We start from the raw sequence: 24982 nt of genomic DNA on the forward strand, positions 1-24982 counted from the left end.
TGACGCGGAAGCGTGGCGGCCCGGAGGGACACGCAGCCGCAGAAACTCCCGATCACGGAAGATCCTTCTCGTCGCCTGACTATTTCAGCAACCTGCTAGGCTGGCCCTGTTCACCGTAAAGAAGGTGCCCCCTGTCATCGGATGACGTTCTTCCAGCGACTCAAGCTGGCTGAGACGCAGCCGCCGGGCAACGGTCCTGTCCGACACACCAAGCGTTTTCGCAGCCTCGGACCGAAGGATCCCGCGCCCCCCGTGGGACGGACAGAGATCTGAAACCGTTTTTCGAGTGAGCACAACGCTCGCCAGCAGTGGCTCACCGTTTCCGAGGCGCATCACCGGCACTTCATGGCTCACCAGCATTCGAAGAAGTTCACCTATCGAACGCTTGGAAGCCTGTGCGGCAGTTGTCAGGGAAAAGCTGTCGTCAGAAACATCTCCACGGGCAGTTCCAGAATGCGGTCAATGAGGGCGCGGACATCTTGCCTGAAATACCAACGCAACTGGCAGGCTTCCTGGAAAGGGCGGACCAAACCGGCTTTCAGAATGCTGGCAAATGTCCCCTCGCTACATCCAAGACGTGTTCGTGCTTCTATCGGTTCGATGACCTCAACGCTGAGCTTCCGGACAGCGGCAGCTTGTTCTGCGGTGATGAGGGACAGGCATGACAGATCGCCGAGGCCAGAAGGAGGCTCACCTCGCGCAGGACTTTCCCATCGACTGCCTCGCTCGGTGGGAGGAGGACGGAACGTGGCAAATGGCGAGGTGATCGAGCCTGCGTGGTTAGCTGCATGGAGGCGGGGCACGACCGCGCAGCGGTGCCCGGCACAGCCGCCCGCACAGCCGCGAGTCGCCCCGGTTCAGGGGGTAGGTGGCGGCAAGCACGAGGCCAGCGCTGTAGCGCCAGCACCGCCGCGCCCCAACGAGTACGGGTTCGCTGCTCCTGCCTGGAAGGCAAGGGCGTGGGATGGCGGCAAGCGCCGCGAACCCGTGCTGGACCTTGACTGCAAGCCGCCGCGTGTGGTGCGCCGTGTTGGCTGGCGGGTCTGCATGAGATGCGCCGCACCATTTTGGTCTGACGATGTGGTCAGGGTCAGGATGTGCGACGACTGTAAGCTGCCGCCCCGTGGGCGGCGACGGACACCCTAGCTGCGGCGCCAAAGGACGGCACGCCACAGCACGCGGCCTTGCCACCCGCGCGAGGCACAGCGGTTCGTCCCTCGTTAATCCAACGACCGCAGCCGTCAGCGGACCTCCTTTGCCGCTCGCAACGGCAGGCGCCCTCGCAGCATGGGTTGCGGGGGCGCTTTCGAGAGCGATTCACCGTTCGGACCTGCCTCGGCTGCTTACTAACGGCTTACTGAACAGGTCATATCGCTGACTGCCCCGGAAGGGGATTCCGCTAAGCGATTCTAATTTGGGGGAAAATTGGTCGGAGCGAGAGGATTCGAACCTCCGACCCCCTGCTCCCGAAGCAGGTGCGCTACCAGGCTGCGCTACGCTCCGACCGTGAGGGGCGAGTTACCGAACCGCGCCGACATTTGCAAGGGGGATTCGTGCGCTTTCCTGCCGCGACGTTTCGGCGCCCCGCTCAGCGCCCTCCGCGACCGCCGATATTGAGCGCGCGTTGCAGAATCGAAGGGCGCGGCGTGGTGGCGGTTTCGCTGCGCCCGCGACTTGCCAGAACCGGCTTGAAACGCGACGTCGCCCCGGTGCTTTCGCGCCAGACGATGTAGAGCCCCGAGCCGATCACGACACTGGCCCCCAGCAGCGTCACCGCATCGACCCGCTCATGAAAGAACACCCAGCCATAAAACACCGCCCAGAGGATCTGCGAATATTGCATCGGCGCGACGATCACCGCCTCGCCGGTCCGATAGGCGAGGATCGAAAGAAAGGCGCCGGTCAGCCCGAAGAGCGCCACCACCCCCATCAACCCGAGCGCCGGGAGTTCAAGCGGCACCCAGACGAGCGGCAGCGCCAGCCCCATCGCCACCACATTGCCCAGAAGCGGCGACAGCAAGAGCACCAGCGAGCGTTCCTCCTGACCGATCTTGCGCACGATCACCGAGGCGAGCGCGCCCCCCATCGCCGAAAGGAGCGCTGCAAGATGGCCCAGCTGCAGCTCCGCCTGCCCGGGGCGCACCACGATAAGCACGCCCGCAAGGCCGATGATCACGGCCGCCCAGCGGTGCCAGCCGACCTTCTCGCCCAGAATCGGGATCGACATCACCGTGACCAGAAGCGGCATCGCAAAAAGGAGCGGATAGACCTGCGCCAGCGGCAAATGCCCGAAGGCGTAGAAGGCCGCCACGCCGTTGACGACGGTGGCAACGGCCCGCACGAGCACCCACCCGGGGCGCACCGGGCGCAGGCTGGCCTCACTGCGGTCCCGCAGCAGGATCACGGTCAGCACCGGAAAGCTCAGAAGCGCAGCGAAGAACAGGATCTGCACCGCCGAATAGCCAGCACCGAGCACCTTCACCACCACGTCATGCGCGGCATAGACCGCCATGGCCGCCAGCCCCAAAAGGGCGCCTTTTGCATTCTGCTTACCGACCATCGCAGCCTCCTGCAGGGCCATGCATATGCGGCGCCGGGGCACGGCGGCAAGCGGCAAAGCAAAAGCGCGGGAGGCTTTCGCCTCCCGCGCCCGTCAGAACGCAGTCGGGTCAGAGGCTCGCGTCGAGCGCGGCGCGGATCTTGTCGCCCATCTCGGCGGTCGAGACCGGCGTGCCACCCTCGGGGCCCATCAGGTCGGCCGTGCGCACGCCATCGGCCAGAACCTTCTCGACCGCCTTTTCGAGCCGGGTCGCCTCGTCGCCCAGATCGAAGCTGTAGCGCAGCGCCATGGCGAAGCTCAGGATGCAGGCGATCGGGTTGGCCTTGCCCTGCCCCGCAATGTCAGGGGCCGAGCCGTGCACGGGCTCGTACATCGCCTTCGGGCGACCATTCGCCATCGGCGCGCCGAGCGAGGCCGAGGGCAGCATGCCGAGCGATCCGGTCAGCATCGCGGCGCAGTCGGAAAGGATGTCGCCAAAGAGGTTGTCGGTCAGGATCACATCGAACTGCTTGGGCCAGCGCACGAGCTGCATCGCGCCGTTGTCGGCGAACATGTGGCTCAGTTCGACTTCGGGGTATTCGTTGTCATGCACCCACTGCACTTCCTCGCGCCACAGGATGCCCGATTCCATCACATTGGCCTTCTCCATCGAGCAGACCTTGTTGCCCCGCCGCTTCGCCAGTTCAAAGGCCGAGCGGGCCACGCGGCGGATCTCTTCGGTGGTGTAATGCTGGGTGTTGATGCCCACGCGCGAGCCATCTTCCAGCGTGGTGATGCCGCGCGGCTGGCCGAAATAGACGCCCGAGGTCAGCTCGCGCACGATCATGATGTCGAGCCCGGCCACCACATCCTTTTTCAGCGAGGAGAAATCGGCGAGCGCGTCAAAACATTGCGCGGGGCGGAGGTTGGCGTAAAGGTCCATCTCCTTGCGCAGGCGCAACAGGCCGCGCTCGGGCTTCACCGAAAAGTCGAGCACGTCGTATTTCGGCCCGCCCACGGCGCCGAGCATCACCGCATCGACTTCCTGCGCCTTCGCCATGGTTTCATCCGCCAGCGGCACGCCGTGCACGTCATAGGCGGCACCGCCCACAAGGTCTTCGCTCACGTCAAAGACGAGATCGCGCTTCTCGCCATACCAAGTGATGATCTTCTTCACTTCGGCCATGACTTCGGGGCCGATGCCGTCGCCGGCGAGGATGAGAATGGAAGGATTGGCCATGATCTTCTCCAGAGGAAAAAGGGTTGCAAGCGGCCTAGCCGAGGGGGGAGGCGGGGTCAAGCACGGCCCTCAGGGGAGCGCCAGATCGAGGAAAACAAGCCGGTGATCGGAAGCCCGCGCGGCGGTTTCGGACCAGATCACCCCCGCGCCGGTGACCTTGATCCCCGCCGCGGGAAGGATGTAATCGAGCCGCAAGGGGCCAACAGAGCCGCCGAAATCCGCGGTGGCTAGCGGCGCCGCTTCGGGCGCGCCGGGGCCGGTGGGCGCGGCATCCTGAAACCGGGGATCTTCGAGCAGATCGCGCATCGCCGTGCGCCGCCCCGCGCCGCGATCTGGGTCGAGGTTGGCCTTTCCGATCAGCACGAAGGGGGCGGCGGCGGGCCGCTCGGCCAAGGCGCCGTCGAGATAGTGCCGCCAGAAGCCGATCTCGTCGGCATTGCGCCGTCCGTTGCGGTCTTCCGGCCCGTCGAAAACGGGAGGCGTCGCCGCAAAGGCCCAGAGATGCAGCTGCCCGGCGGCAGTTTTTACCGTCACGTCCCAATGTGCAGTGGACGAGAGGCGCAGCGCCGTTTCTGCCCCTTCGGGCAGGTCCGCGCTCGCGATCCGGCTTTCCGGCAGATCCCCCCAGAGAAAGCCGGAGAAGTCCTGCGTGGCTCCGATCGGCAGTTTCGACACCAGCGCCATGCCGTGCTGGCCGGTGAACCGGCCGTAGCCCTGCGCGTCGCGCGCCTCGCCGACCCGACCGTTGCCATCCAGGTCCAAACCGGAGTCGATGCCGGTATTCGGCTGTGCCGCAAAAAAATGGCTGTAATCCAAGCCCTTTGCGCGCAGCCGTGCGCAGAGGGCCAAAAGCGCCTCCGCCCGGTAATCCCAGTCGAGATCGGTAAGCAGGAGCACATCCGGATCGGCGCGCGCAATGATATCGAGCGCGGCCTCAACCTGCGCATCGGCGCCGCCTGCAATCGCGGCAAGCATCAGCCCGGGGCCGGGGCGAGAGAGCGCGGGGGAATAGGTCGCGAGTCGCAGTTCTTCCGCGCCCGCAGGCAGCGCGAGCGCAACAATCAGACCGGTTGCAGCGCGCCCCCTTCCGCGGCGCGGCGTTTTTGCGCGATCATCTCGGCCACCCGCCCGATGGCGATGCCGCGCATGAAAAGGCTCGTGGGAAGAAAGGCCCATGCCGTTACCGTCCAGATCAGCGTCTGCGGCGCCTCGAGCGAAACCGGCGCGAAACCGGCGGAGCCCAGCTTGATCACCGCCGGAACAAGGAACGGCAAAAGCGTGCCCAGCGCAATGTTGAACCAAGCATCGCGGCGCAGGCGTTCGACCACATCGCCACCCGCAGTCGGGTCAAAAGTGGGCAGGTTGACCCAGACGTTGAAGCTCTGCCCGCCCATTGGCCAGCCGAGCGCACGGATCATTCCAACGAAATAGCCGAGCGTCGCAAGCGCGATCATGAAGGCAACGCCCCCCGTCGTGCGGAGCAGCGTGACCTGTTCGGGCGAAGCGTCGTTGGGCAGCATCAGCACCAGAAGCCGCAACGGGCTGTAGGGAATGTCGATCACCCGCGCCATTGCGGCGCCCAGCGCATCGACGAATTGCGCAAAAGTCGAAAGCTCGAATCGCGCCAGCACCACCACCGAGAGCATCCCCACCATCGCAAGAAGGGCGCCGTAGCGGATCCGGTTGAACGGCGGCGCGTCGCGAAACTCGACAAGGCCGGGATAGACCGAGGCATATTCGAAAAACGTCAGCGCAGCGGCAAAAAGCGCGACCAGTGTCACCACCTGCCCGGTGTCGGCGCTCACGGACGGAAGGATCATCGACGGCAACGCAATGACGATGACGACGAGAATCGCCCTCATCAGCGCACCAAGATAGCGTGCGACCACGGTTCTGCCCCTTGCCTCTGCCGGGGTCGATACACTGCCGCCCCCGTGCCTTGCGTTCCTGCCGACTGCGGCGTTCTGCCTTGTTTGTGCCATTGTTTTGCCCAATTTCGTCTGGTCTGGCAATCATTCGTATAGGGTTCGCTTACCTTTAAGGCCATTTGTGGGTTGATGTGGTGCCTGATTGCATCAAATTTGGAGTAAAAATAAGGCCGCCTTGTGGGCGGCCTCAACATCTTGTGGTCTCGCGGTATCGAACCCCTAGATAGTTCAGACCCAGGGGCGGCTCTGCGCGGATTTTGTTTCGAAATCGTGAATAGCCGAAACCTTTTCCAGCGTCAGGCCGATGTCGTCGAGCCCATTGAGCAGGCAATGTTTCTTGAACTGATCGACCTCGAACTTGATCACATGACCATCCGAGGTAGTGATCTCCTGCGCCTCAAGATCAACTGTCATCCGCGCATTCGCGCCCTTCTCGGCATCGGCCATCAGAAGATCGACCTCGGCCTGCGGCAGCACGATCGGCAGCATCCCGTTCTTGAACGAGTTGTTGAAGAAGATGTCGGCAAAGGAGGTCGAGACAATCACCTTGATGCCGAAATCCGCCAGCGCCCAGGGCGCATGCTCGCGCGAGGAGCCACAGCCGAAGTTGTCGCCCGCGACGAGAATTTCGGCCTTGCGATACTGCGGCTTGTTGAGCACGAAATCGGGGTTCTCGTTGCCCTGCCGGTCATAGCGCATTTCGTCAAACGCATGGACGCCAAGGCCCGTGCGCTTGATCGTTTTCAAAAACCCTTTCGGGATGATCATGTCGGTGTCGATGTTGACGAGCGGCATGGGCGCGGCGATGCCGGTGACCTTGGTGAACTTTTCCATCTGTCTCGCTCCTTACATCATCTCGCGAACATCGGTCAGATGCCCGGTCAGCGCCGCCGCCGCGGCCATTGCCGGGCTCACCAGATGGGTGCGGCCCTTGTAGCCCTGACGGCCCTCGAAATTGCGGTTCGAGGTGGAGGCGCAGCGCTCGTATTCGCCGAGCTGGTCGGGGTTCATGGCGAGGCACATGGAGCACCCGGCCAGACGCCATTCAAAGCCCGCGTCGATGAAGATCTGCGCGATCCCCTCTTCCTCGGCCTGATGGCGCACGAGGCCCGAGCCCGGCACGACCATCGCGCGCATGCCGTCCTTGATCTTCTTGCCTTTCACGATTTCCGCCGCGGCGCGCAGATCTTCGATCCGCCCGTTGGTGCACGAGCCGATGAACACGGTGTCTATGGCGATATCGGTGAGCTTCTGGCCCGGTGTCAGGCCCATGTAGTCGAGCGCGCGCTTCGCCGCTTCCACCTTGCCGCCGGTGAAATCCTCTGGCGCGGGAACCACCGCCGAAATCGGCAGCACATCCTCGGGCGAGGTGCCCCAGGTGACAACCGGCTCAATGTCTTCACCGCGAATCGTCACGACCTTGTCGAAATGCGCGCCGTCATCGGTGAAGAGGGTCTTCCACCAATTGAGCGCCGCTTCCCATTGCGCGCCTTTGGGCGCATGGGCACGGCCACGCACATAGTCAAACGTGGTTTCATCCGGTGCGATCAAGCCCGCGCGCGCGCCGCCCTCGATCGCCATGTTGCAAACCGTCATCCGGCCTTCCATCGAGAGCGCGCGGATCGCCTCGCCGCAATATTCGATCACATGGCCGGTGCCGCCCGCAGTGCCGGTGAGGCCGATCACGGCGAGGGTGATGTCTTTCGCGGTCACACCGGGCTTGAGCTTGCCGGTGATCTCTACCTTCATGTTTTTCGATTTTTTCTGGATCAGCGTCTGGGTGGCGAGCACATGCTCCACCTCCGAGGTGCCGATCCCGTGCGCGAGCGCCCCGAAGGCGCCGTGCGTCGCGGTGTGGCTGTCGCCACACACAACCGTCATCCCCGGCAGCGTCCAGCCTTGTTCCGGGCCGACGATATGCACGATGCCTTGGCGAATATCGGTCACCGGGTAGTAGTTGATGCCGAAATCCTTGGCGTTCTTGTCGAGCGCCTCGACCTGAATCCGGCTTTCCTCGTTGTCGATATGGGTCTCGCGGCCCTCGGTGGTGGGCACGTTATGATCCGGCACGGCGATGGTCTTTTCCGGGCAGCGGACCTTGCGGCCGGTCAGGCGCAGGCCCTCGAAGGCTTGCGGCGAGGTCACCTCATGAACGAGGTGGCGGTCGATGTAGAGCAGGCAGGTGCCATCGGCGTCTTCGGAAACGACATGGGCATCCCAGATCTTGTCATAGAGGGTCTTCGGAGCGGACATGGCTCTCTCACTTGGATAGCTGTGAAGAATAGAGATCGGTCGGCGTGAGCCGGTCAGACAGGGCGTCGACGCCCTTCGCCACGATCAAAGTCGGGCGAGGACGGAACGGCTTTCGCCGTAGAAGCGCTCGCGCAGGCGGGCGCGGTCATCCATGTCGAAAATGCGGATCATGGGCGCGATATAGGGCATCGGCCCTCGTCGCGCAAGGAAATGTCGCCCGCCCAGCCTGCGTCATCAACCATGACATGCCCTGCGGCGCCGAGGGCTGCGTCGATCGGTTGAGATTTGACGCATCGAATGGTAATCTTTCTCCAGCCCGGCGCCGGGGTCTTTGCGGCGCGTGAGCCCTTGGAGGACAATGTCCTGTCTCAACTCTCTGTCGCGCCCCTCTCTTCGGGCGCATCGGTGGCAGTCATGACCGCATCCGCGATGACTGCCGAAACGACGAGCGATCAGGTTCTGGCGCGCGTTCTGGCTTCCCTCGACGATGACAAGGCCGAAGATATCGTCACGATCGACCTGCGCGGCCGGTCTTCGATTGCCGATCACATGGTGATCTGCTCGGGCCGCTCCTCGCGGCAGGTTGGCGCCATCGCCGAGAAGCTGGTGGAACGGCTGAAGGAAGAGTTCGGCCGCACCTGCAAGATCGAGGGCAAGGATCAGGGCGACTGGGTGCTGATCGACGCCTCCGACGTGATCGTGCATGTGTTCCGCCCCGAAGTGCGCGAATTTTACCAGCTCGAGAAGATGTGGATGCCCACGGGCGCCCGCGTCTGAGCCCGCCCCGCCATGAAGGTGACGATCTGCGCAGTGGGCAGGCTGCGCAAGGGGCCGGAGCTTGATCTGATCTCCGACTATCTCGACCGCTTCAGCAAGGCGGGCCGTGCTCAGGGGCTCGGCCCGGCTTCAATCGTCGAGGTGGAAGACAAGCGCAACCTTGGCATTGACGCCGAGGCGGCGCTGCTTGAACGCGCCCTGCCCGGCGGGGCGGTTCTCATCACGCTCGATGAACGTGGCGATCTTGTCTCCTCACCCGAATTCGCCACGAAGCTCGGCCTCTGGCGAGACAGTGCGCGCGATCTTGCCTTCGTGATCGGCGGGGCCGATGGCATTGCGCCCGCCCTGCGTGCCCGGGCCGACTGGTCGCTCAGCTTCGGGCGCATGGTCTGGCCGCATATGCTGGTGCGGGTGATGCTTGCCGAACAGCTTTACCGCGCCGGGCAGATTCTCGCCGGCACGCCCTACCACCGCGCCTGAGGCGCAGCCCGGAGACTGTCATGGCCAGACCACTCGTCACCCTTCTTGCCGGTCTCTCGATCATCGCCACACCGCTCCCCGCCCCGGCCGAGGCGCAAAGGGGCGACACAGCCCCGCTCGCCATTGCCTGTCGGGCCGATCGGCCGAAGGAGCCCGTGACCGCGGAGATCTGCGCGCTTTTTGCCGAACGGGTGGCGGCACGTTATCCCGGCCGCGCGGTGCGATTGCAAACCGCCCATACCGCATTGACGCTCGTGTTGCTCGAGGCCGGGCGCCAACGCTTCGTTGCCCGGATCGACCATGCCGCGGGCGAGGGCTTGGCTCAGGGCACGGCGCGCTTCGATGCGCCCCTCGATGCTGCCGCGCGTGCCGCGCTGATCGACCGTCTGCTCGAGGCCGCGCCGCAGCTCTGATCCCCAGGTGCCAGGCATCTGATTCAATTTGCAGACAAAAGCCCCGGTTTCGCCGTCATTTTGAAACCTGGTCACCATCCTTTACCCCTATTTTGTTCTCATCGCGATGTGGTAACGTGATGTGGTAAAGAGTGAAATCATGGCATCGGGTCTGATCGGCATCGGGACTCTGTGCGGAGGCGGGCTGGACCTGCCGGCCGGACAGGCGGAGATCTGGATCGGCGGTAGCGCTGCCGAACCAAGGATCACGGTTGCCAATTACAGTTTTGGGGCGAGCGAGATTTTCGGCCTCAGCGCAAGTGGTGCGCTGAACGCATCCGATGAGCGGCTGCATCTGACCGAGACCCGGATCCCGGCGGTCATCAACGGCAGCGCTGGCGCGCTCTCGCTGTCCGCAATCCGCGACGGGCTAGAGGCCGCGGCACAGGGCGACACGGGCGCCCGGCTCGGTTTTCTCGATGCCGCCGCCTTTCAGGCGCAGGCGGCCAGCCTTCTGACGACCGAAGGGAGCGGTCAGGCGCTTCTGATCGCCGCGCCGGTCTCCGGTGCGGGGATTACGGTCTATGGCTGGAACGACGCGCAGGCCACGCTCAGCCTTGTGCAGACCGTCGCTGATACCGAGCTGCGCTATCTCGACCGGGTCTCCGATATGGCGCTGGTGCAATCGGGCAATGCGCGGTTTCTGTTCGTCGGCTCGGCCTCCGAGCACGGGGTGACGGGCTTCGCACTCGACGCGAGCGGCACGCTCGGCGCGGAAATCAGCCTCGGGATGACGGAATCGGTGCCGGTCCAGACTGTCACCGCACTTGCGAGCGCAACGATCGGCACGACAGGCTTTCTGATCACCGCCGCCGCGGGCTCTTCGAGCCTCACCGTCATGAAAGTGGGCGCCGATGGCAGCATCGACGTGACCGACCACATGATCGACGATCTCCACACCCGCTTTGCCGGGGCGAGCAAGCTCGAGGTGGTCAGCGTCGGAGATCATGTCTTCGTGCTCGCCGCTGGCAGCGATGACGGGCTCACTCTTTTTGCGCCTCACCCCGGAGGGGCGGCTGGTGCTGATCGAAAGCCTCGCCGATACGGATGATCTGGTGCTCGACGGGGTGACGGCGCTCGCCGCCGCCGCGCTGGGCGATGCAATCCGCATTTTCACCACCTCGGGCAGTGAGGCGGGGCTCGGACAGATCGCGCTCGACATCTCAACTCTCGGTGCCGTCAGTTCGAAAGACATGGGCACGCTCACCGGCACCGCGGGAGATGACATGCTCTCCCTCACCACCGGATCAGGCACGCTCCTGGGCGACGCCGGCAACGATATTCTGAGCGACGGGCCGGGCTGCGACCGGCTGCAGGGGGGCGCCGGGGCCGATATTTTCGTGCTCTGCGCGGATGGCCAGACGGATACGATCCTCGATGTCACCCCGGGCGAGGACCGGATCGATCTTTCGGGTTGGCCGATGTTCTATGCCGCGCGCCAGGCGCTCTACATCGCCACCGCAACCGGCGCCACGCTGCGCTTCGGCGACGAAGTGCTGGTGCTCCGCTCGGCTGCGGGCAAGCCTTTGACACTTCAGGATATTGCCGCGCTGATCCCATTCGTGACAAGCCATTTCGAGGTCACGGTGCAGCCGCTTTTACACAGCGATCCCGACCCCGTTCCGGAATCGCCGGAGACGCCGGGGTTACACCTTACCGGCACTGATGGCGACGACAGCCTGGACGGTGGTGCGGGCAGCGACGTGATCGACGGCGGCAACGGCGATGACCGGCTTTTTGGCGAGGGCGGTGATGACTGGCTGGCGGGGCGCGGCGGAAACGACAGCCTCGATGGCGGCGACGGCAATGATTCCCTGGCCTCTGCCGCGGGCGACGACGTGATTCATGGCGGCGCCGGGAACGACAATATCGGCGCCGGCACAGGCCATGACACGGTTTTCAGCGAGGCTGGCCACGACACGATCGGCGGCGGCGCGGGCAGGGATTCGCTCAGCGGCGGCGCCGATAACGACGCGATCAGCGGCGGGCCGGGCAATGACCGGCTGTTCGGTGACGATGGTGCGGATTCGCTCGCGGGCGGCATCGGCAACGACCGCGTCGATGGCGGCGCCGGAGAGGATGATCTGGGCGGCGGCCCCGGGTGCGACACGCTTTTGGGCGGGTCCGGTGATGACCGGCTGGGCGGCGGCGAGGGGGATGATGCGCTTTTTGGCGAGTCCGGCGACGATTTTCTGGCCGGGGGCGGGCGTAACGACAGGCTCTCTGGCGGAGAGGGCGCCGACACGCTCAATGGTGGAACGGGCGAAGACTGGCTCGCGGGCGGCGCGGGGGCCGATCTCTTCGTGTTCAATCTGCTCACCGCGGGCGAGCATGACGTGATCGCCGATTTCGAGACCGGGCTCGACCGGATCCGGCTTGCAGACATCCCCCCCGCGGCCAGCGGCGGGCGGTTCGGCACGCTCACATTCGAGGCCGCAGCACAGGGCACGCTCCTGATCTGGCACGGGCACGAGATCCTGCTCGAAGGCGTTGTTCAGGCAGATCTGTCCGCAAAAGACTTTCTCTTTGTCTGAACTTTGTCGGCCGCGCGCGCGGTTTGATCTTTGCCCTCTATCTTCCCCGGGTTTAGGCTCACGGGAGTTTTACCCAGGATGTGTGACATGACTCTATTCGAGGCGCTCGATAAACCCCTTGTGGCAGATCCCTTGCTGCGCGCAGCCGAGTTGACGGAAACCACTGACGCCGCCGCCACGCCAATCACCAGCTACACGCTGGCCATTGACGACACGATCGACGGGACGATCTCGAACGCCAGCGACACGGATTGGTTCAAAGTCACCCTTGATGCGGGCGAAAGCTATGTTGCCATGGTCTGGGGCACCGGCGGGGACAGTGTCGCGCTGACCGATACCGTGCTCTCGGTCTACAATGCCAACGGCACGCTGATCGCCAGCAATGACGACGCGAGCGAATATACCCGGTTCTCGCTGATCAATTTCACCGCGGCCACGAGCGGCAGCTATTACGTCGCCGTCAGCGGCTACGGCACCGAGACCGGCACCTATACGATGCAGATCGCCGACGATGTCTTCTCGATCGAGCAGATCGCAAGCTACAGCGCGAATTTCGACTGGGGCATTTCCGCGCCGATCCATTTCGACGTGAGCGCCGGCGACACGCTCAGCGTCAACATCAGCGGGCTGACCGCCGCCGGCAAACAACTTGCACTCTGGGCGCTCGAGGCCTGGTCGGTCGCCACGGGGCTGACCTTCACCACAAGCACGAGCGCCAGCGCCGATATCATCTTCGATGACAACCAGTCCGGCGCCTTCTCCGGGCCCGAATCCTACTATCCGGACACCGGCATCATCACCCAGTCGAGCGTCAATATCGGCAGCAGCTGGATCGATGAATATGGCACCACGATCGACAGCTATTCGTTCCAGACCTATGTGCATGAGATCGGCCATGCGCTCGGCCTCGGCCATACCGGCCCCTATGATGGTTCAGCGACCTATGGCGTGAGCAATGCCTATGCGAATGATTGCACGATCTATTCGATCATGTCCTATTTCAGCACTGCCGAAAACACCACGATCGACGGCGGAGACCCCGGGGTGATCACCCCGATGATGGCCGATTACCTCGCGATCCAAAGCCTTTACGGCGCCTCCACCGCCTACACTGGCAACACTGTCTGGGGCGCCAATTCCACTGTCGGCGGCTATCTGGGAGAGATCTTTTCTTATGTCTTCGACGGCGTCACGGCCGACAGTTCGGTTTATGGCGGATACGAGATTGCCTTTACCGTCTATGACAGCGCGGGCCATGACACGCTCGACATGAGCGGGACCTCTGCAGACCAGAGGCTTGATCTTACCCCCGGAAGTCTTTCGGACGTCTATGGGTATGTCAACAACATGGGCATCGCCACCACGACGATCATCGAAGATGTATTTTCGGGTGCGGGCGATGACGTGATTACCGGCAACAGCGCAGACAATCTGATCGATGCAGGCACAGGCAATGATACGGTTGACGGCGGCGCTGGCTCCGATACTGCGGTGATCACCGGCCTCCGCCTTGCCGCCAGCATCTCTGTACAATCGAACGGGCTCCGGATCGTTTCGGCCGACGGCACCGATCTCTATTCCAACGTCGAATATTTCCAGTTCGAGGATGCCACCTACAGCTATGCCGAACTGACCGCGCCAAATTCGGGCGACTCGGGCCTTGCGCTCGGCGATGCCACCTCGACCAGCGACCAGAACCTGACCGGCGGCGCCGGAAACGACACGTTGCAGGGCGGCTATGGCAACGACCTGCTCAGCGGCGGCGCGGGCGATGACGGGCTGCGCGGCAGCCTCGGCGACGACACGCTTTCGGGTGGCGAGGGCAATGACAACCTGTCCGGCTCCGATGGCAACGACCTTCTCGATGGCGACGATGGCGATGATCTGATCGGCGGCGGCCTCGGCGACGACGAGATCAACGGCGGCGCCGGAAACGACTTCATGGGCGGTGGTCAGGGCAACGACACGGTCAGAGGCGCGGATGGCAACGACACGGTCAACGGCGGCGCGGGCGACGACCTGCTGCTCGGCGACGCAGGCAATGACGTGATCGGCGCAAGCTTCGGCAATGACGTTCTCTCGGGCGGCACCGGCAACGACGCGCTGGGCGGCGGCAGCGGGCGCGACTGGATCCAGGGCGATGCCGGCAACGACACGGTCGGGGGCGGCGAAGGCGACGACACGATCCAGGGCGGAACGGGCGACGACTTCCTCGCCGGGGGCGGGCGCGACGACGACATCGACGGCGGCGACGGCAACGACATCATCAACGGTGGCGAGGGCGACGACACGATGAGCGGCGGAGCGGGGTCCGATATCTTCGTGTTCAACGAGGGCCACGCGGGCGATGTCGACATCCTCACCGATTTTGAGCAGGGCACCGATTTGATCCGCCTCCTCGGCGTCGAGAACGCGCCCGGCAGCGGCTTGCAGGGCTATGTCGATGCGCTCTGGCCCGAGCAGGTGACCTATCAGGGCGAATCCGCTCTCGCGCTCTACTACGACGGCCAGATGATCGTCGTGCTTGGCGTGGACACGATGACGAAGGACGATTTCCTGTTCGTGTGAACCGTGACCAAAAGTCCGGACACAACCCGGGGGCGCCACACTGCGGCGCCCCCGCAACTTTGGGCATCAACCGCGTGCCCTGATAGCGTTATCCACGCGGGTTTATGGCCACCCGATGGCGCCAATTTCTTTACGCAATATAAACTTTATGCTTATGTGGCGCCACGCTAGCCAGTTTTGCAGCTAAAGCGGGGGGAGTTTACCATGGCCATTTCTTACGAGCTGAGCGGTTTCAGCTTTTATCTCGACGGATCGGACAATGTCACGAGCCTGACCCAGGCCTCCGTCATCGTGAACGGAAGCTCCGATCTCGAATTCACCTTCATTCCAGACGGGGAAGACTCGTCGTCGTTCTATGGCGAACTCGACGCGTCGCAGGGCGAAGTCTACAGCACTACCGTCGAGATCGGCGGCAGTTCGGCCGCACTCGATTTCAACTCCTGGGATGTCGAGATGTTCTCGGTGACTTACGACGGCCAGAGCGCGCAAGTCGTGATGTTCGAGAACCCCTATACCAATCAGGCGATCATTCTCCCGGCGGCGGGAACGCTCCTGTCGGGCGGCACGCTGCCGTCGGAAGCGCTGCTTGCCGCGATTGTTGCCGATGGCGTGCCCTCGGCCATTACCACCGGCCCCTTCGCCATGAACGAACCCTTCACGCTCGACGAGATCGCCGGTGTGGTCGCGACCGAATACGATCCCTTCACCGGCACCGCCGATGCCGATGTGCTTTCCGGCATGAATGGCGACGAGACGCTGAGCGGCCTCGCGGGCAATGACACGATCACCGGCGGCGACGGCCATGACACGCTGCTGGGAGGCGCGGGCAGCGACAACCTCGACGGCGGACCCGGCAATGACTCGCTCGTCGGTGGCGATGGCGCCGATACGATCATCGGCGGCAGCGGGCTCGACGTGATCTCGGGGACCGCCGCGGAATTCGATGGCGACTCCATTTCCGGCTTCGACTATGGCGACGAACTGCGGATCACCGGGGTGAGCGATGTCGAAGGCGTGCAGATCGGCAACGGCATCCTCGATATCGACGCCGACGGCGATGGCAGCGTCGACTATTACGGCACGTTCTTCTCCGCGAGCGGCACTTACGAGGTGAACAAGGTGATGGACGGCGATACGCTGGTGATCACCCTCGCGGGCGCGCCGGAAGCCCAAATCGGCACCGCGCTCGGCAGTCAGGACGATTTCGCCAATATCGCCCCGGTGTTGTTCTCGGATCCGAACTTCGTGCCGATGACGATGCTCTATTCCGGCGCGATCGAGGGGATCGAGCTGCTGCCCGAAGGATACACGATCTACCGGATCAACGAGGACTCGTCGCAAACTGCGGTGGTCAGCATCGACCGCGGCATTTTCCTGACCTCGGGGGACGGGCCGGGAACGGCGAACACCGTCCATAACCACACCGTCAACCTGAACGAAAACGGCAATGCCAACCTGACCGAAGCCGCGCATGACGCCTATTCGGGAGCCGGGACGACCTATGACGCCTCCTACATCGAATTCACTTTCGATGCGGCCGATCTGGGTGATGCGCCCTCGATCTCCTTCACGCTGTTCTTCGGTTCGGAAGAATATCCCGAGTATGTCAACAGCTCCTTCGTCGACATCGCCGCGATCTTCGTGAACGGCACCAATTACGCGCTGTTCAACAATGACGCGAACCAGCCGCTGGCGATCACCGGTGAGAGCATCAACACCGAAGGCAACTTCTATAACAACGCGGACGGCATCTACACGACTGAATATGATGGCTTCTCGGTCATGCTGACGGTTGTTGCGCCGATCCAGGAAGGCCTCAACACGGTGATGATCGGCATCGCCGATACGGGCGACCATGCCTATGACTCGGGCCTCTTCATCGGCAATGTGCAAGCCTCTGACTTCGATTTCTCGGGCAGCTACATCACCGTCGACGGCACCGATGGCGACGATACGATCAACTCGAACGCGGCGCCGGAACTTGTGGAGCTTGGCGAAGGCGCCGATACTGTTACCGGCACGCCCGACGAGCTTGATGGCGACGTGATCGACGGCTGGGGTGACGACGACGAACTTCAGTTCGAAGGCGTCGAATTCGGCGAGGATGACGTGCACATCACGCTCGGCTCGGCGATCCTCGATATTGACACCGACGGCGATGGCGTGGCCGACACCACCACCACGCTCGAGGGCAACTTCACCCAGGCGGTCTTCAGCTTCGAAACGATTGATGGCAACACCGTCATCACCACGGAGGGCGCGCTGCCCGATGGAGTCGTGCCGCAAACCCCGACCGAGGGCAACGACACGCTGACCGGCACCGATGGCGATGACACGCTCAGCGGGCTTGGCGGCAACGACCTGCTTCAGGGCGGCGATGGCAACGACCTTCTTGAGGGTGGCGACGGCGATGACGGCCTGCAGGGTCAGGCTGGCGACGACACGCTGATCGGCGGCGCGGGCAATGACAATCTCGCAGCTTCCGAGGGCAATGACTCGGTTCAGGGCGATGACGGCAATGACCGGATGGGCGGCGGCACCGGCGACGACGTCATGGATGGCGGCGACGGCAACGACTTCATGGGCGGCGGCCTGGACAACGACACCATGTTCGGCGGCACCGGCAACGACACTGTGAACGGCGGCGCCGGAAACGACTCGATGGACGGCGGCGACGGCAAGGATGTCATGGGCGCAAGCTTCGGCAATGACACGGTCACCGGTGGCGAAGGCAACGACGACATTGGCGGCGGTGCCGGCCGTGATCTGCTCTCCGGTCAGGCCGGAAATGACACGATCGGTGGTGGCGAAGGCGCCGACACGATCCGTGGCGGTGCGGGGGACGACTTCCTCGCCGGTGGCGGCGGCCACGACGTTATCGAGGGCGGCATCGGCGACGACATGATCAACGGCGGTGCGGGCGATGACACGATGACCGGCGGCGATGGCGCCGATGTCTTCGTGTTCAACGGCATGGTCGATGGCGACGAGGATTTCGTCCTCGATTTCGAAGACGGGATCGACATGTTCCGCATCTCGGGCATCGAGAACGAACCGGGCTCCGGCCTCGACGGTTATCTTGCCGCGCTCAACATTGCCGACACCACCGTCAACGGCGATGCGGCCGTGTCGATGTCCTATGAGGGGCAGATGATCTATGTGATGGGGCTGAGCGCCGCCGACCTGACCAAGGCCGATTTCATCTTCGCCTGATCGCGCCACAGAGCAAAAACCACAGAGCGGGCCCTCGGGCCCGCCTGTTTGTCCCTATGGTCAAGTAGGGTATTTGCGACTTGTAGCCATGTCGCATCTGGCTTTTAGTGACTTCGTCACTCAGACGCGCGCCGCCACCAGCGCAAAATCTTAATGCAAGGACAGCCAGATGGTTCAGAAAATCACCCTCTCGGGATTCTCTTTCACGGAATTGGGCGGCAACGGGGAGGACATCACCACCCCTGTCGCCACGACGCTCGAGATCATTGCCACCGATAATGTCACCTTCACGAGCAGCTACACCTATGTGGGTGAAGACGACATTGTGGGCGATCTGACCAATAGCAGCGGGACTGTCTATGATGTTGTGCTCAATGGCATTTCGATCATGGATAACGACGCTTACGAGGAAGCGACGCTGCTGAGTCTCACCAGCGGCGGCGTTACTTACCAGATTATGGTGATCGGTTACGAGGATCCCGACACGAATGACTGGACCAACTACGTCTTCTATCTGACCGATACGGAGATCGGCGGCACGACCGTGCCGACATCTGCTGAGCTTCTGAACCTTTTGAGCACTATGACGCGCTCGACGATCACCTCCGGCACCTATGCCGAGGGCGCGAGCTGGGATCCGGCCGAGGTCGCCGCGGTCACCTCGATTGACACTGACATCTATGATGCCACCTCGGGCGACGATTCCATCACCGGCTACAGCTTTGACGACACGATCAACGGCCTTGCCGGCGATGACACGATCGACGGCGGCGACGGCGACGATTCGATCGACGGCGCGGGCGGCAATGACATTCTCTATGGCTCGGACGGCAATGATACGCTGATCGGCAATAACGGCTCCGACGAGCTTTATGGTGGTGATGGCGATGACCTGCTGATGCCGGGCGCCAACTCCGATTACGATCTCGTCGTGGCCTCGTCGGGCAATGACACGATCGACTTTGACGGCGCCAGCAGCACCGGCGACTACACGCTTGATTACAGCGACCAGTATGACGGCACGACCGGCATCCAGGTCTCGATCAATGCCAGCGCAAGCGGCGACGGCACAAACGTTGTTTTCAAAGCCGATGGCAGCCAGGACAGCCTCGTCAACCTGATGGAGGCGACCACCAGCGAAGGGCTGACCATCGTCGGCACCTCGCAAGGCGACATCTTCAATGTCACCACCACTTCGGGTGAATGGGTCGGCCTCATCGGCGGCGGCGGCGGCGATTACTACGGGCTCGACATCGGGGCCGACAGCAAGGTGCGGCTCAACTTCGCCAGCACCGCGACTGAAGGCGTGGTCGCCAATATCGCCGATGGCTATATCGCCAATGACGGCACCGGCGGCAGCGCCGATATCGACTTCAGCGGCGAAGGCACGCTTGAGATCCGCACCGGCAATTATGCCGACAGCCTCGTGGGCTCGGATGGCAACGAAAGCTTCATCGTTCAGGGCGGCAACGATACTGTTGACGGCGGCGACGGCTTCGACCTTATCCGCTATGACCGCGACGGCTACAGCTCGGTTTCGGTCGACCTCGCCTCGGGCACCGCGACCACGGTATTTAACGGCACCACCTATACCGACAGCCTGACCAGCATCGAATCCGTGCGGGGCTCAACCGGCGATGACGTGATCTCGGGCAGCAGCGCAAATGAGCAGCTTGACGGCCGGGAGGGCGACGACACGCTCACCGGCGGCGCGGGCAATGACACGATCATCGGCGGCGACGGCACGGATACGGCGGTGCTGAATGTCGCCTCTTCTGCGGTGACGGTCACTGTCAGCAGCGGCGTTGTCACCATCACCGGCGAGGGCACCGACACCTACACCGGGATCGAATATTACCAGTTCACCGATGGCACGCTCACCGCGGCCGAGGTGGCGGCCCTTGTCGGTGAGACCGTTGGCGAAGTGGTGATCGGCACCGGCGATGATGACACGATCGAAGGCGGCAGCGGCGATGACACGATTTCGGGCGGCGCCGGCGATGATTCGCTGCTCGGCGGCGACGGCGACGACGTGATCTCCTCTTCCGATGGCGATGACAGCGCCGATGGCGAGTCCGGCAACGATTCGATCGGCGGCGGCACCGGCAATGACACGCTGATCGGCGGCTCCGGCAACGACACGATCGGCGGCGGACAAGATGACGATTCGATCTCCGGCGCAGGCGGCAATGACGCGGTCTCGGGCGGTCAGGGCAATGACTGGATCGACGGCGGCGACGGCAATGATTCCATCGGCGGCGGCTTTGGCAATGACACGATCTTCGGTGCCGCAGGCGATGACAGCCTCGGCGGCGGCACCGGGCGCGATGTGATCGACGGCGGCACCGGCGCGGATGCGATCGGCGGCGGCGAAGGCGACGACACGATCACCGGCGGCGACGGCGATGATTTCCTTGCCGGCGGCGGGCGTGACGACGTGATCGAGGGGGGCGACGGGGACGACGTGATCAACGGTGGCTCGGGCGATGACACGATGACCGGCGGCGATGGTGCCGATGTCTTCGTGTTCAACGAGATGGTCGACGGCGACTCGGATGTGATTGTCGACTTCGAGGATGGCGTCGACCTGATCCGGATTTCCGGCATCGAGAACGAACCAGGCTCCGGCCTCAACGGTTATGTCGCGGCGCTCAATATCACTGACGTCACCATCGACGGCGAGGCGGGCGTGACGATGAGCTATGGCGGGCAGACGATCACGCTCCTTGGCGTCAGTGCGGACGAGCTTACAAAGGCCGATTTCCTGTTCGCCTGATGCGGCGAGGGATCCCGTTCGGGCGGGCCTCCGGGCCCGCCCTTTGCGATCCTGCCCCGCAACGAATTCTTTTTGGGCTGGCAATTCCGGGCGCCTCGATTAGAACCGTCGTGACTCTGGATCTGGGGGGATCGCGTTGAGCCGATTGATTGTTTCCGTCTGCCTCATTGCGACGATGCTCGCAGGCGCCTCCTGCACTGCGCCGCGCGGCGCGGCCTTGTCGCGCGAGATCATGAAAGACGAAGCCAGTGCGGATCAGAATTTCGCGGTGATGCGCGTGGGGCGGGACAACATCGCCCAGATCCGCAGCTTTCCCACCATTGGCGCGCAGCAGACGCAGCGCTGGCCGCAGGCCCATCGCGGCGCCGATACCGGCGTGATCGACACCGGCGATACTGTCGATCTGATGATCTGGGACAGCCAGGCCAACTCCTTGCTGACCCAGACCTCGACCAACAATTCCAACATGGCGGGCCTGGTCGTCACCGAAACCGGCGAGATCTTCGTGCCCTATGCCGGCAACGTCTCCGTCCGCGGGCTGACCCCCACCCAGGCGCGCGCCAGCATCCAGAAGGCACTGGAGCCGATCTCGCCCACCGCGCAGATCCAGCTCAACGTCAAGCAGGGGCGGCTCAACACCGTCGACGTGGTCTCGGGCGTCGCGCGTCCGGGCAGCTTCGCACTCCTTGACCGCAATACCTCGGTGCTGAGCGTGATCGCCCAGGCGGGCGGCATTCCCTCCGGCCTGCGCAACCCCGATGTGCGGCTGATCCGCGATGGCAAAACCTATCAGATCGCGGCCCGGGATCTGCTCTCCGATGCCAATCGGAACATTCCGGTGCGCGGCAATGACAAGATCGTGGTCCTGCCCGATGAACGTTATTTCACCGCGATCGGGGCAACGGGAACCCAGGAGATCGTCTATTTCTCGAAAGACCGGCTGACCGCGATCGAGGCGCTGGCAGAGATCGGCGGGCTTTCGGCGACCAGAGCCGACCCGAAGGGGCTGATCGTGCTGCGTGAATACCCGGCCTCTGCGGTGAAGCCCGGGGGGCCCGAACGTGCGCAGATGGTCTTTGCTTTCGACATGACCTCGGCCGACGGGCTCTTTGCGGCCCGCAAGTTCCAGATCTATCCGGAGGATACGGTGGTGGCGACCGAGGCCTCGCTGACGGTCACCCGCAACATCCTGTCGACCATCGGCTCGGTGCTCGGGGTGGTGCGCACGACGGAAACCATCGTCGACTGATCCGGGAGGCGGCCCGCCCCCTTGGCGGTCTCAGCGCCGCGGCGCGCCAGGGGGATAGCCCAGCATCTCGAAATCGACGCGGTAATAGGCGTCAAGCCTCGCCAGCGTCTCCTCCGAGATGAAGTTTTCCGGGCCGAACTTCAGGCCTGAGACCTCGCGCGCGGGGCGATCGCCCAGATAGCCCTGAAGACGCTCGGCGGCAAGCGGGGTCCGGTTGAGCTGGCGCGGCCGATAAGTAAGCCCGGTTTCGGCGCAAAACGCCCCCAGTTCCGCATCAAGCGCCTCGGCATGGATGATCCGGTCATAGTGGAAGCCGCGCTCTTGCAGGATCGGTGGCACCTGGGTTTCCCAGTGACCATTGATCGGGATCTGCGGTTTTTCGGCCAGATCGGCGCGCATCTGCGCCACCGTGGCGAGAAACTGCTCGTAGCTGATGATATTGTCGACGCACTCCTCCACCCCGATCATCTGGCAGAACCGGTCATGAAGCGCCTGCGCGAAAGGTTCGAGATCGTCGCGCCGCAACAGCGGGCGCTCGCGATAGACGAGGAACTTGTTGAAATAGGCGCTGATCGAGCGGCTCACCGGATGGCGCGCCACGATCACCGAGCGATAGCCGCGGGTCTCGATTGCCTTGAGGCAATCCATGTAGGGAACGCTCTTGGTGTGAAAATGGCTCTTCGATTTCGGCCGTTCGGGCATGTTGTCGGCGAGCATGTTGAAAAGCGTGGTGCAGGCGGCCTTCTGTGACCAGAAAAACACCGTCTCATGCCTATCGTCGATATATCCGCGCCAGCCCATCCAGCCCTCCTGTTTGGCCCGGGGCTAGCAAAGCTGCCCGCCGCGGGCAATCGGTGACGCTCAGAAATTGACGATGTCGCGGTGATATCGGCGCAGCAGCAACAATCCGAGCGCGAAAGTGACGCCCGAGACGCTGAAGACATAGAGCGGCGAGACGTAGGAATCGTCATAGGTGGCATAAAACCCCTTCCGCGCCGCCCCGATGATATGGACGATCGGGTTCCACCACAGATAGCCGCGATAGGGCTCCGGGATCGAATTGTAGACGAAGAAAATGCAGGAGATAATGAACAGCGGCCGGTTCAGAACCGCCCAGGCGCGTTCCCACAACGGATAAGTGGAAAGCAGATAGCAGTTCAGCGTGCCCACCCCGAGGCCGAAGGCGAAGGCCATGGAAAAAGACAGCATGATCGCGGGCGGATCGAGGATGATGTTGAGATCGAAGATCATCAGGATCATCGAGAACACCACGAAGGCAACCATCACCTGCGTGAGCGCATTGATCAGAAAGCGCGCCGCAATCGCATCGATGAATGTCACCCCGGGATAGAACAGGAGTGATTTCGAAAACCGCACCGCAGTCGCGATCTTCTGGCTGGTATCCATGTAGACCAGGAACGGCAGCATCCCCGAGGCGTAAAACAGCGGAAAGTTGGTGCCGAGCGGCGGCGACCGGAAGGCAAAGGAAAAGATGAATGTAAGCAGCATGATCCCGGCCACCGGCTCGAGCACGGCCCAGAGATACCCGAGCATGGAGCGACCGTAGGTGGTGCTCATCTCGCGCAGCATCAGCGCCGAGATGGTGCGCAAGGTGGCGTAGCGGCGGGCACGCTGCGCCGGAGGCGCGGTCGGGGTCGGGGAAGGAACTGCCGATTGAGTCATGGTGAAAATTGACGTAACACAGTCCGCAAGTTCTGCAAATCGGCAGAGTGAGCAGCTGACCTCAACGACTAGAACAGGCTTCACGTGGACAATCCGGCTCAGGCACCCTCACCGAAACGCAGAGGGCTGGCCCTCAGAGCGCCCCACAAGATCAAGTTTGCGGTGCGCCCTCCGGCCGGACTCGCGCGTCTCAAAAACCGTCACAAGCTTCTTGCCGCGTCGTTTCTGCTCATCGTTGTTCTGCCGGTGCTGGTCTCGGCGTTCTATCTTTTCACGATCGCCAATGACCAGTATGCCAGCCGCGTCGGATTTTCGGTGCGCCGCGAGGAGAGCAGCTCGGCCGTCGAGTTGCTCGGCGGTATCACCCAGCTCACCGGGGATACTTCCTCGGATGCTGATATCCTTTATGAATACATCCAGAGCGAAGAGATGGTGCGCGCGGTCGGTCGGCGTGTCGATCTGATGCAGGCCTTCGCCAATCCGGGCGATCCGGTCTTCTCGATCGGCTCCGACGCGCGGATCGAGAAGATGCTCGCCTTCTGGAACCGCATGGTGGATGTTTTTTACGACAGCGGCACCGGCTTGATCGAGATCCGCGTTCTGGCGTTTCACCCCGAGGATGCTCAGGCGATCACCACCGCGATCGCCGACGAGAGCAGCGACGTGATCAACCGCCTTTCCGCCACCGCCCGCGAGGATGCGACGCGCTACGCGCGCGAAGAGCTCGACAAATCGGTCGCCCGTCTCAAGAAGGCGCGCTCGGCGCTCACCCAGTTCCGCGCCCGCAGCCAGATCGTCGATCCGCAGGCCACGGTGCAGGGCCGGATGGGGATCCTCAACAACCTTCAGTCGCAGCTGGCCACCTCGATGATCTCGCTCGACATGATGGCCAAGGACGACCCGCGCCGCGCCGAATTGCAGCAGCGTCTCGATGTGATCCGCAATCGCATTGCCGACGAACGTAGCGAATTCGGCCGCGCCGAATCCACCAGCCCCGATGATTTCGCCAACCTGATCAACGAGTACGAATCCCTCACGGTCGACCAGAGCTTTGCCGAGAAGGCTTATCTGAGCGCGCTGGCGGCCTATGATGCCGCGCTTGCCGACGCGCAGCGCAAGTCGCGTTATCTTGCCATTCACATTTCGCCCACCCTCGCCGAAACCGCTGAATATCCGCGCCGGATGATGATCCTCATAACCCTGGCGGGGCTTCTGATCGTCTCCTGGTCGATTTTGGCGATGGTCTATTATTCACTGCGCGACCGGCGCTGAGCGGTATTGACCGGGTGA

18 protein-coding genes and 1 tRNA gene are annotated in these 24982 nt (G+C 63.3%); 10 read left to right on the forward strand and 9 right to left on the reverse strand.

Going from position 1 to position 24982, the window contains the following annotated elements; all coding sequences use genetic code 11:
- Nucleotides 1-1426: 1426 nt before the first annotated feature.
- From CRO22_RS08815 to leuC, 7 genes are all read right to left on the reverse strand, one after another.
- A tRNA-Pro gene (locus tag CRO22_RS08815) sits at nt 1427-1503 on the reverse strand.
- 85 nt (nt 1504-1588) lie between these two features.
- Nucleotides 1589-2560, reverse strand: a complete 972-nt coding sequence (locus tag CRO22_RS08820) for a DMT family transporter (RefSeq protein WP_097069782.1) — start codon at nt 2558-2560, stop codon at nt 1589-1591.
- 109 nt (nt 2561-2669) lie between these two features.
- Nucleotides 2670-3779, reverse strand: coding sequence for a 3-isopropylmalate dehydrogenase (gene leuB, locus CRO22_RS08825; protein ID WP_097069783.1), 1110 nt, complete (start codon nt 3777-3779; stop codon nt 2670-2672).
- A gap of 69 nt (nt 3780-3848) precedes the next feature.
- Nucleotides 3849-4754: an endonuclease/exonuclease/phosphatase family protein gene (locus tag CRO22_RS08830; protein WP_245860924.1), complete on the reverse strand. Its 906-nt coding sequence runs from the start codon at nt 4752-4754 to the stop codon at nt 3849-3851.
- Nucleotides 4755-4840: 86 nt separating this feature from the next.
- A complete protein-coding gene (locus tag CRO22_RS08835) occupies nt 4841-5668 on the reverse strand; it encodes a hypothetical protein (protein ID WP_176518598.1) in 828 nt (275 codons plus the stop codon).
- A 267-nt stretch (nt 5669-5935) separates the two neighbouring features.
- On the reverse strand, nt 5936-6541 hold the full coding sequence (gene leuD, locus CRO22_RS08840; protein ID WP_097069785.1) for a 3-isopropylmalate dehydratase small subunit: 606 nt from the start codon (nt 6539-6541) through the stop codon (nt 5936-5938).
- A gap of 12 nt (nt 6542-6553) precedes the next feature.
- A complete protein-coding gene (gene leuC / locus CRO22_RS08845) occupies nt 6554-7960 on the reverse strand; it encodes a 3-isopropylmalate dehydratase large subunit (RefSeq protein ID WP_097069786.1) in 1407 nt (468 codons plus the stop codon).
- 414 nt (nt 7961-8374) lie between these two features.
- Between leuC and rsfS the strand changes: the two genes are divergently transcribed.
- From rsfS to CRO22_RS08890, 9 genes are all read left to right on the forward strand, one after another.
- The gene (rsfS, locus tag CRO22_RS08850; protein WP_245860925.1) at nt 8375-8737 is read left to right on the forward strand and encodes a ribosome silencing factor; all 363 of its coding nucleotides are present in this window, start codon (nt 8375-8377) and stop codon (nt 8735-8737) included.
- A 12-nt stretch (nt 8738-8749) separates the two neighbouring features.
- Nucleotides 8750-9217, forward strand: a complete 468-nt coding sequence (rlmH, locus tag CRO22_RS08855) for a 23S rRNA (pseudouridine(1915)-N(3))-methyltransferase RlmH (RefSeq protein WP_097069787.1) — start codon at nt 8750-8752, stop codon at nt 9215-9217.
- Nucleotides 9218-9237: 20 nt separating this feature from the next.
- On the forward strand, nt 9238-9630 hold the full coding sequence (locus CRO22_RS08860; protein WP_097069788.1) for a hypothetical protein: 393 nt from the start codon (nt 9238-9240) through the stop codon (nt 9628-9630).
- A 139-nt stretch (nt 9631-9769) separates the two neighbouring features.
- Nucleotides 9770-10720 carry a lactonase family protein gene (locus tag CRO22_RS08865; RefSeq protein WP_097069789.1) on the forward strand — a complete coding sequence of 317 codons (951 nt, stop codon included), beginning with the start codon at nt 9770-9772 and terminating at the stop codon, nt 10718-10720.
- Nucleotides 10617-12203 carry a calcium-binding protein gene (locus CRO22_RS08870; protein WP_141399433.1) on the forward strand — a complete coding sequence of 529 codons (1587 nt, stop codon included), beginning with the start codon at nt 10617-10619 and terminating at the stop codon, nt 12201-12203. The genes CRO22_RS08865 and CRO22_RS08870 overlap by 104 nt, the downstream gene beginning before the upstream one ends.
- A gap of 87 nt (nt 12204-12290) precedes the next feature.
- The gene (locus tag CRO22_RS19325) at nt 12291-14771 is read left to right on the forward strand and encodes a M10 family metallopeptidase C-terminal domain-containing protein (protein ID WP_176518600.1); all 2481 of its coding nucleotides are present in this window, start codon (nt 12291-12293) and stop codon (nt 14769-14771) included.
- Between the two features lie 204 nt (nt 14772-14975).
- Nucleotides 14976-17984 carry a choice-of-anchor L domain-containing protein gene (locus CRO22_RS08880; RefSeq protein WP_097069791.1) on the forward strand — a complete coding sequence of 1003 codons (3009 nt, stop codon included), beginning with the start codon at nt 14976-14978 and terminating at the stop codon, nt 17982-17984.
- Nucleotides 17985-18153: 169 nt separating this feature from the next.
- Nucleotides 18154-20760, forward strand: coding sequence for a calcium-binding protein (locus CRO22_RS19330; RefSeq protein ID WP_097069792.1), 2607 nt, complete (start codon nt 18154-18156; stop codon nt 20758-20760).
- 136 nt (nt 20761-20896) lie between these two features.
- Nucleotides 20897-22009 (forward strand): polysaccharide biosynthesis/export family protein, encoded by a 1113-nt coding sequence (locus tag CRO22_RS08890; protein ID WP_141399434.1) that lies wholly within the window; start codon nt 20897-20899, stop codon nt 22007-22009.
- A 30-nt stretch (nt 22010-22039) separates the two neighbouring features.
- Here CRO22_RS08890 and CRO22_RS08895 read toward each other — a convergent pair whose 3' ends face one another.
- Nucleotides 22040-22810: a sulfotransferase family 2 domain-containing protein gene (locus CRO22_RS08895; protein ID WP_097069794.1), complete on the reverse strand. Its 771-nt coding sequence runs from the start codon at nt 22808-22810 to the stop codon at nt 22040-22042.
- A gap of 60 nt (nt 22811-22870) precedes the next feature.
- Nucleotides 22871-23692, reverse strand: a complete 822-nt coding sequence (locus CRO22_RS08900; RefSeq protein ID WP_097069795.1) for an ABC transporter permease — start codon at nt 23690-23692, stop codon at nt 22871-22873.
- Nucleotides 23693-23854: 162 nt separating this feature from the next.
- Between CRO22_RS08900 and CRO22_RS08905 the strand changes: the two genes are divergently transcribed.
- Nucleotides 23855-24964 (forward strand): sugar transporter, encoded by a 1110-nt coding sequence (locus tag CRO22_RS08905; RefSeq protein ID WP_097069796.1) that lies wholly within the window; start codon nt 23855-23857, stop codon nt 24962-24964.
- Nucleotides 24965-24982: the final 18 nt, after the last annotated feature.

The organism is Rhodobacter maris (assembly GCF_900217815.1).
Taxonomy (GTDB): domain Bacteria; phylum Pseudomonadota; class Alphaproteobacteria; order Rhodobacterales; family Rhodobacteraceae; genus Rhodobacter; species Rhodobacter maris.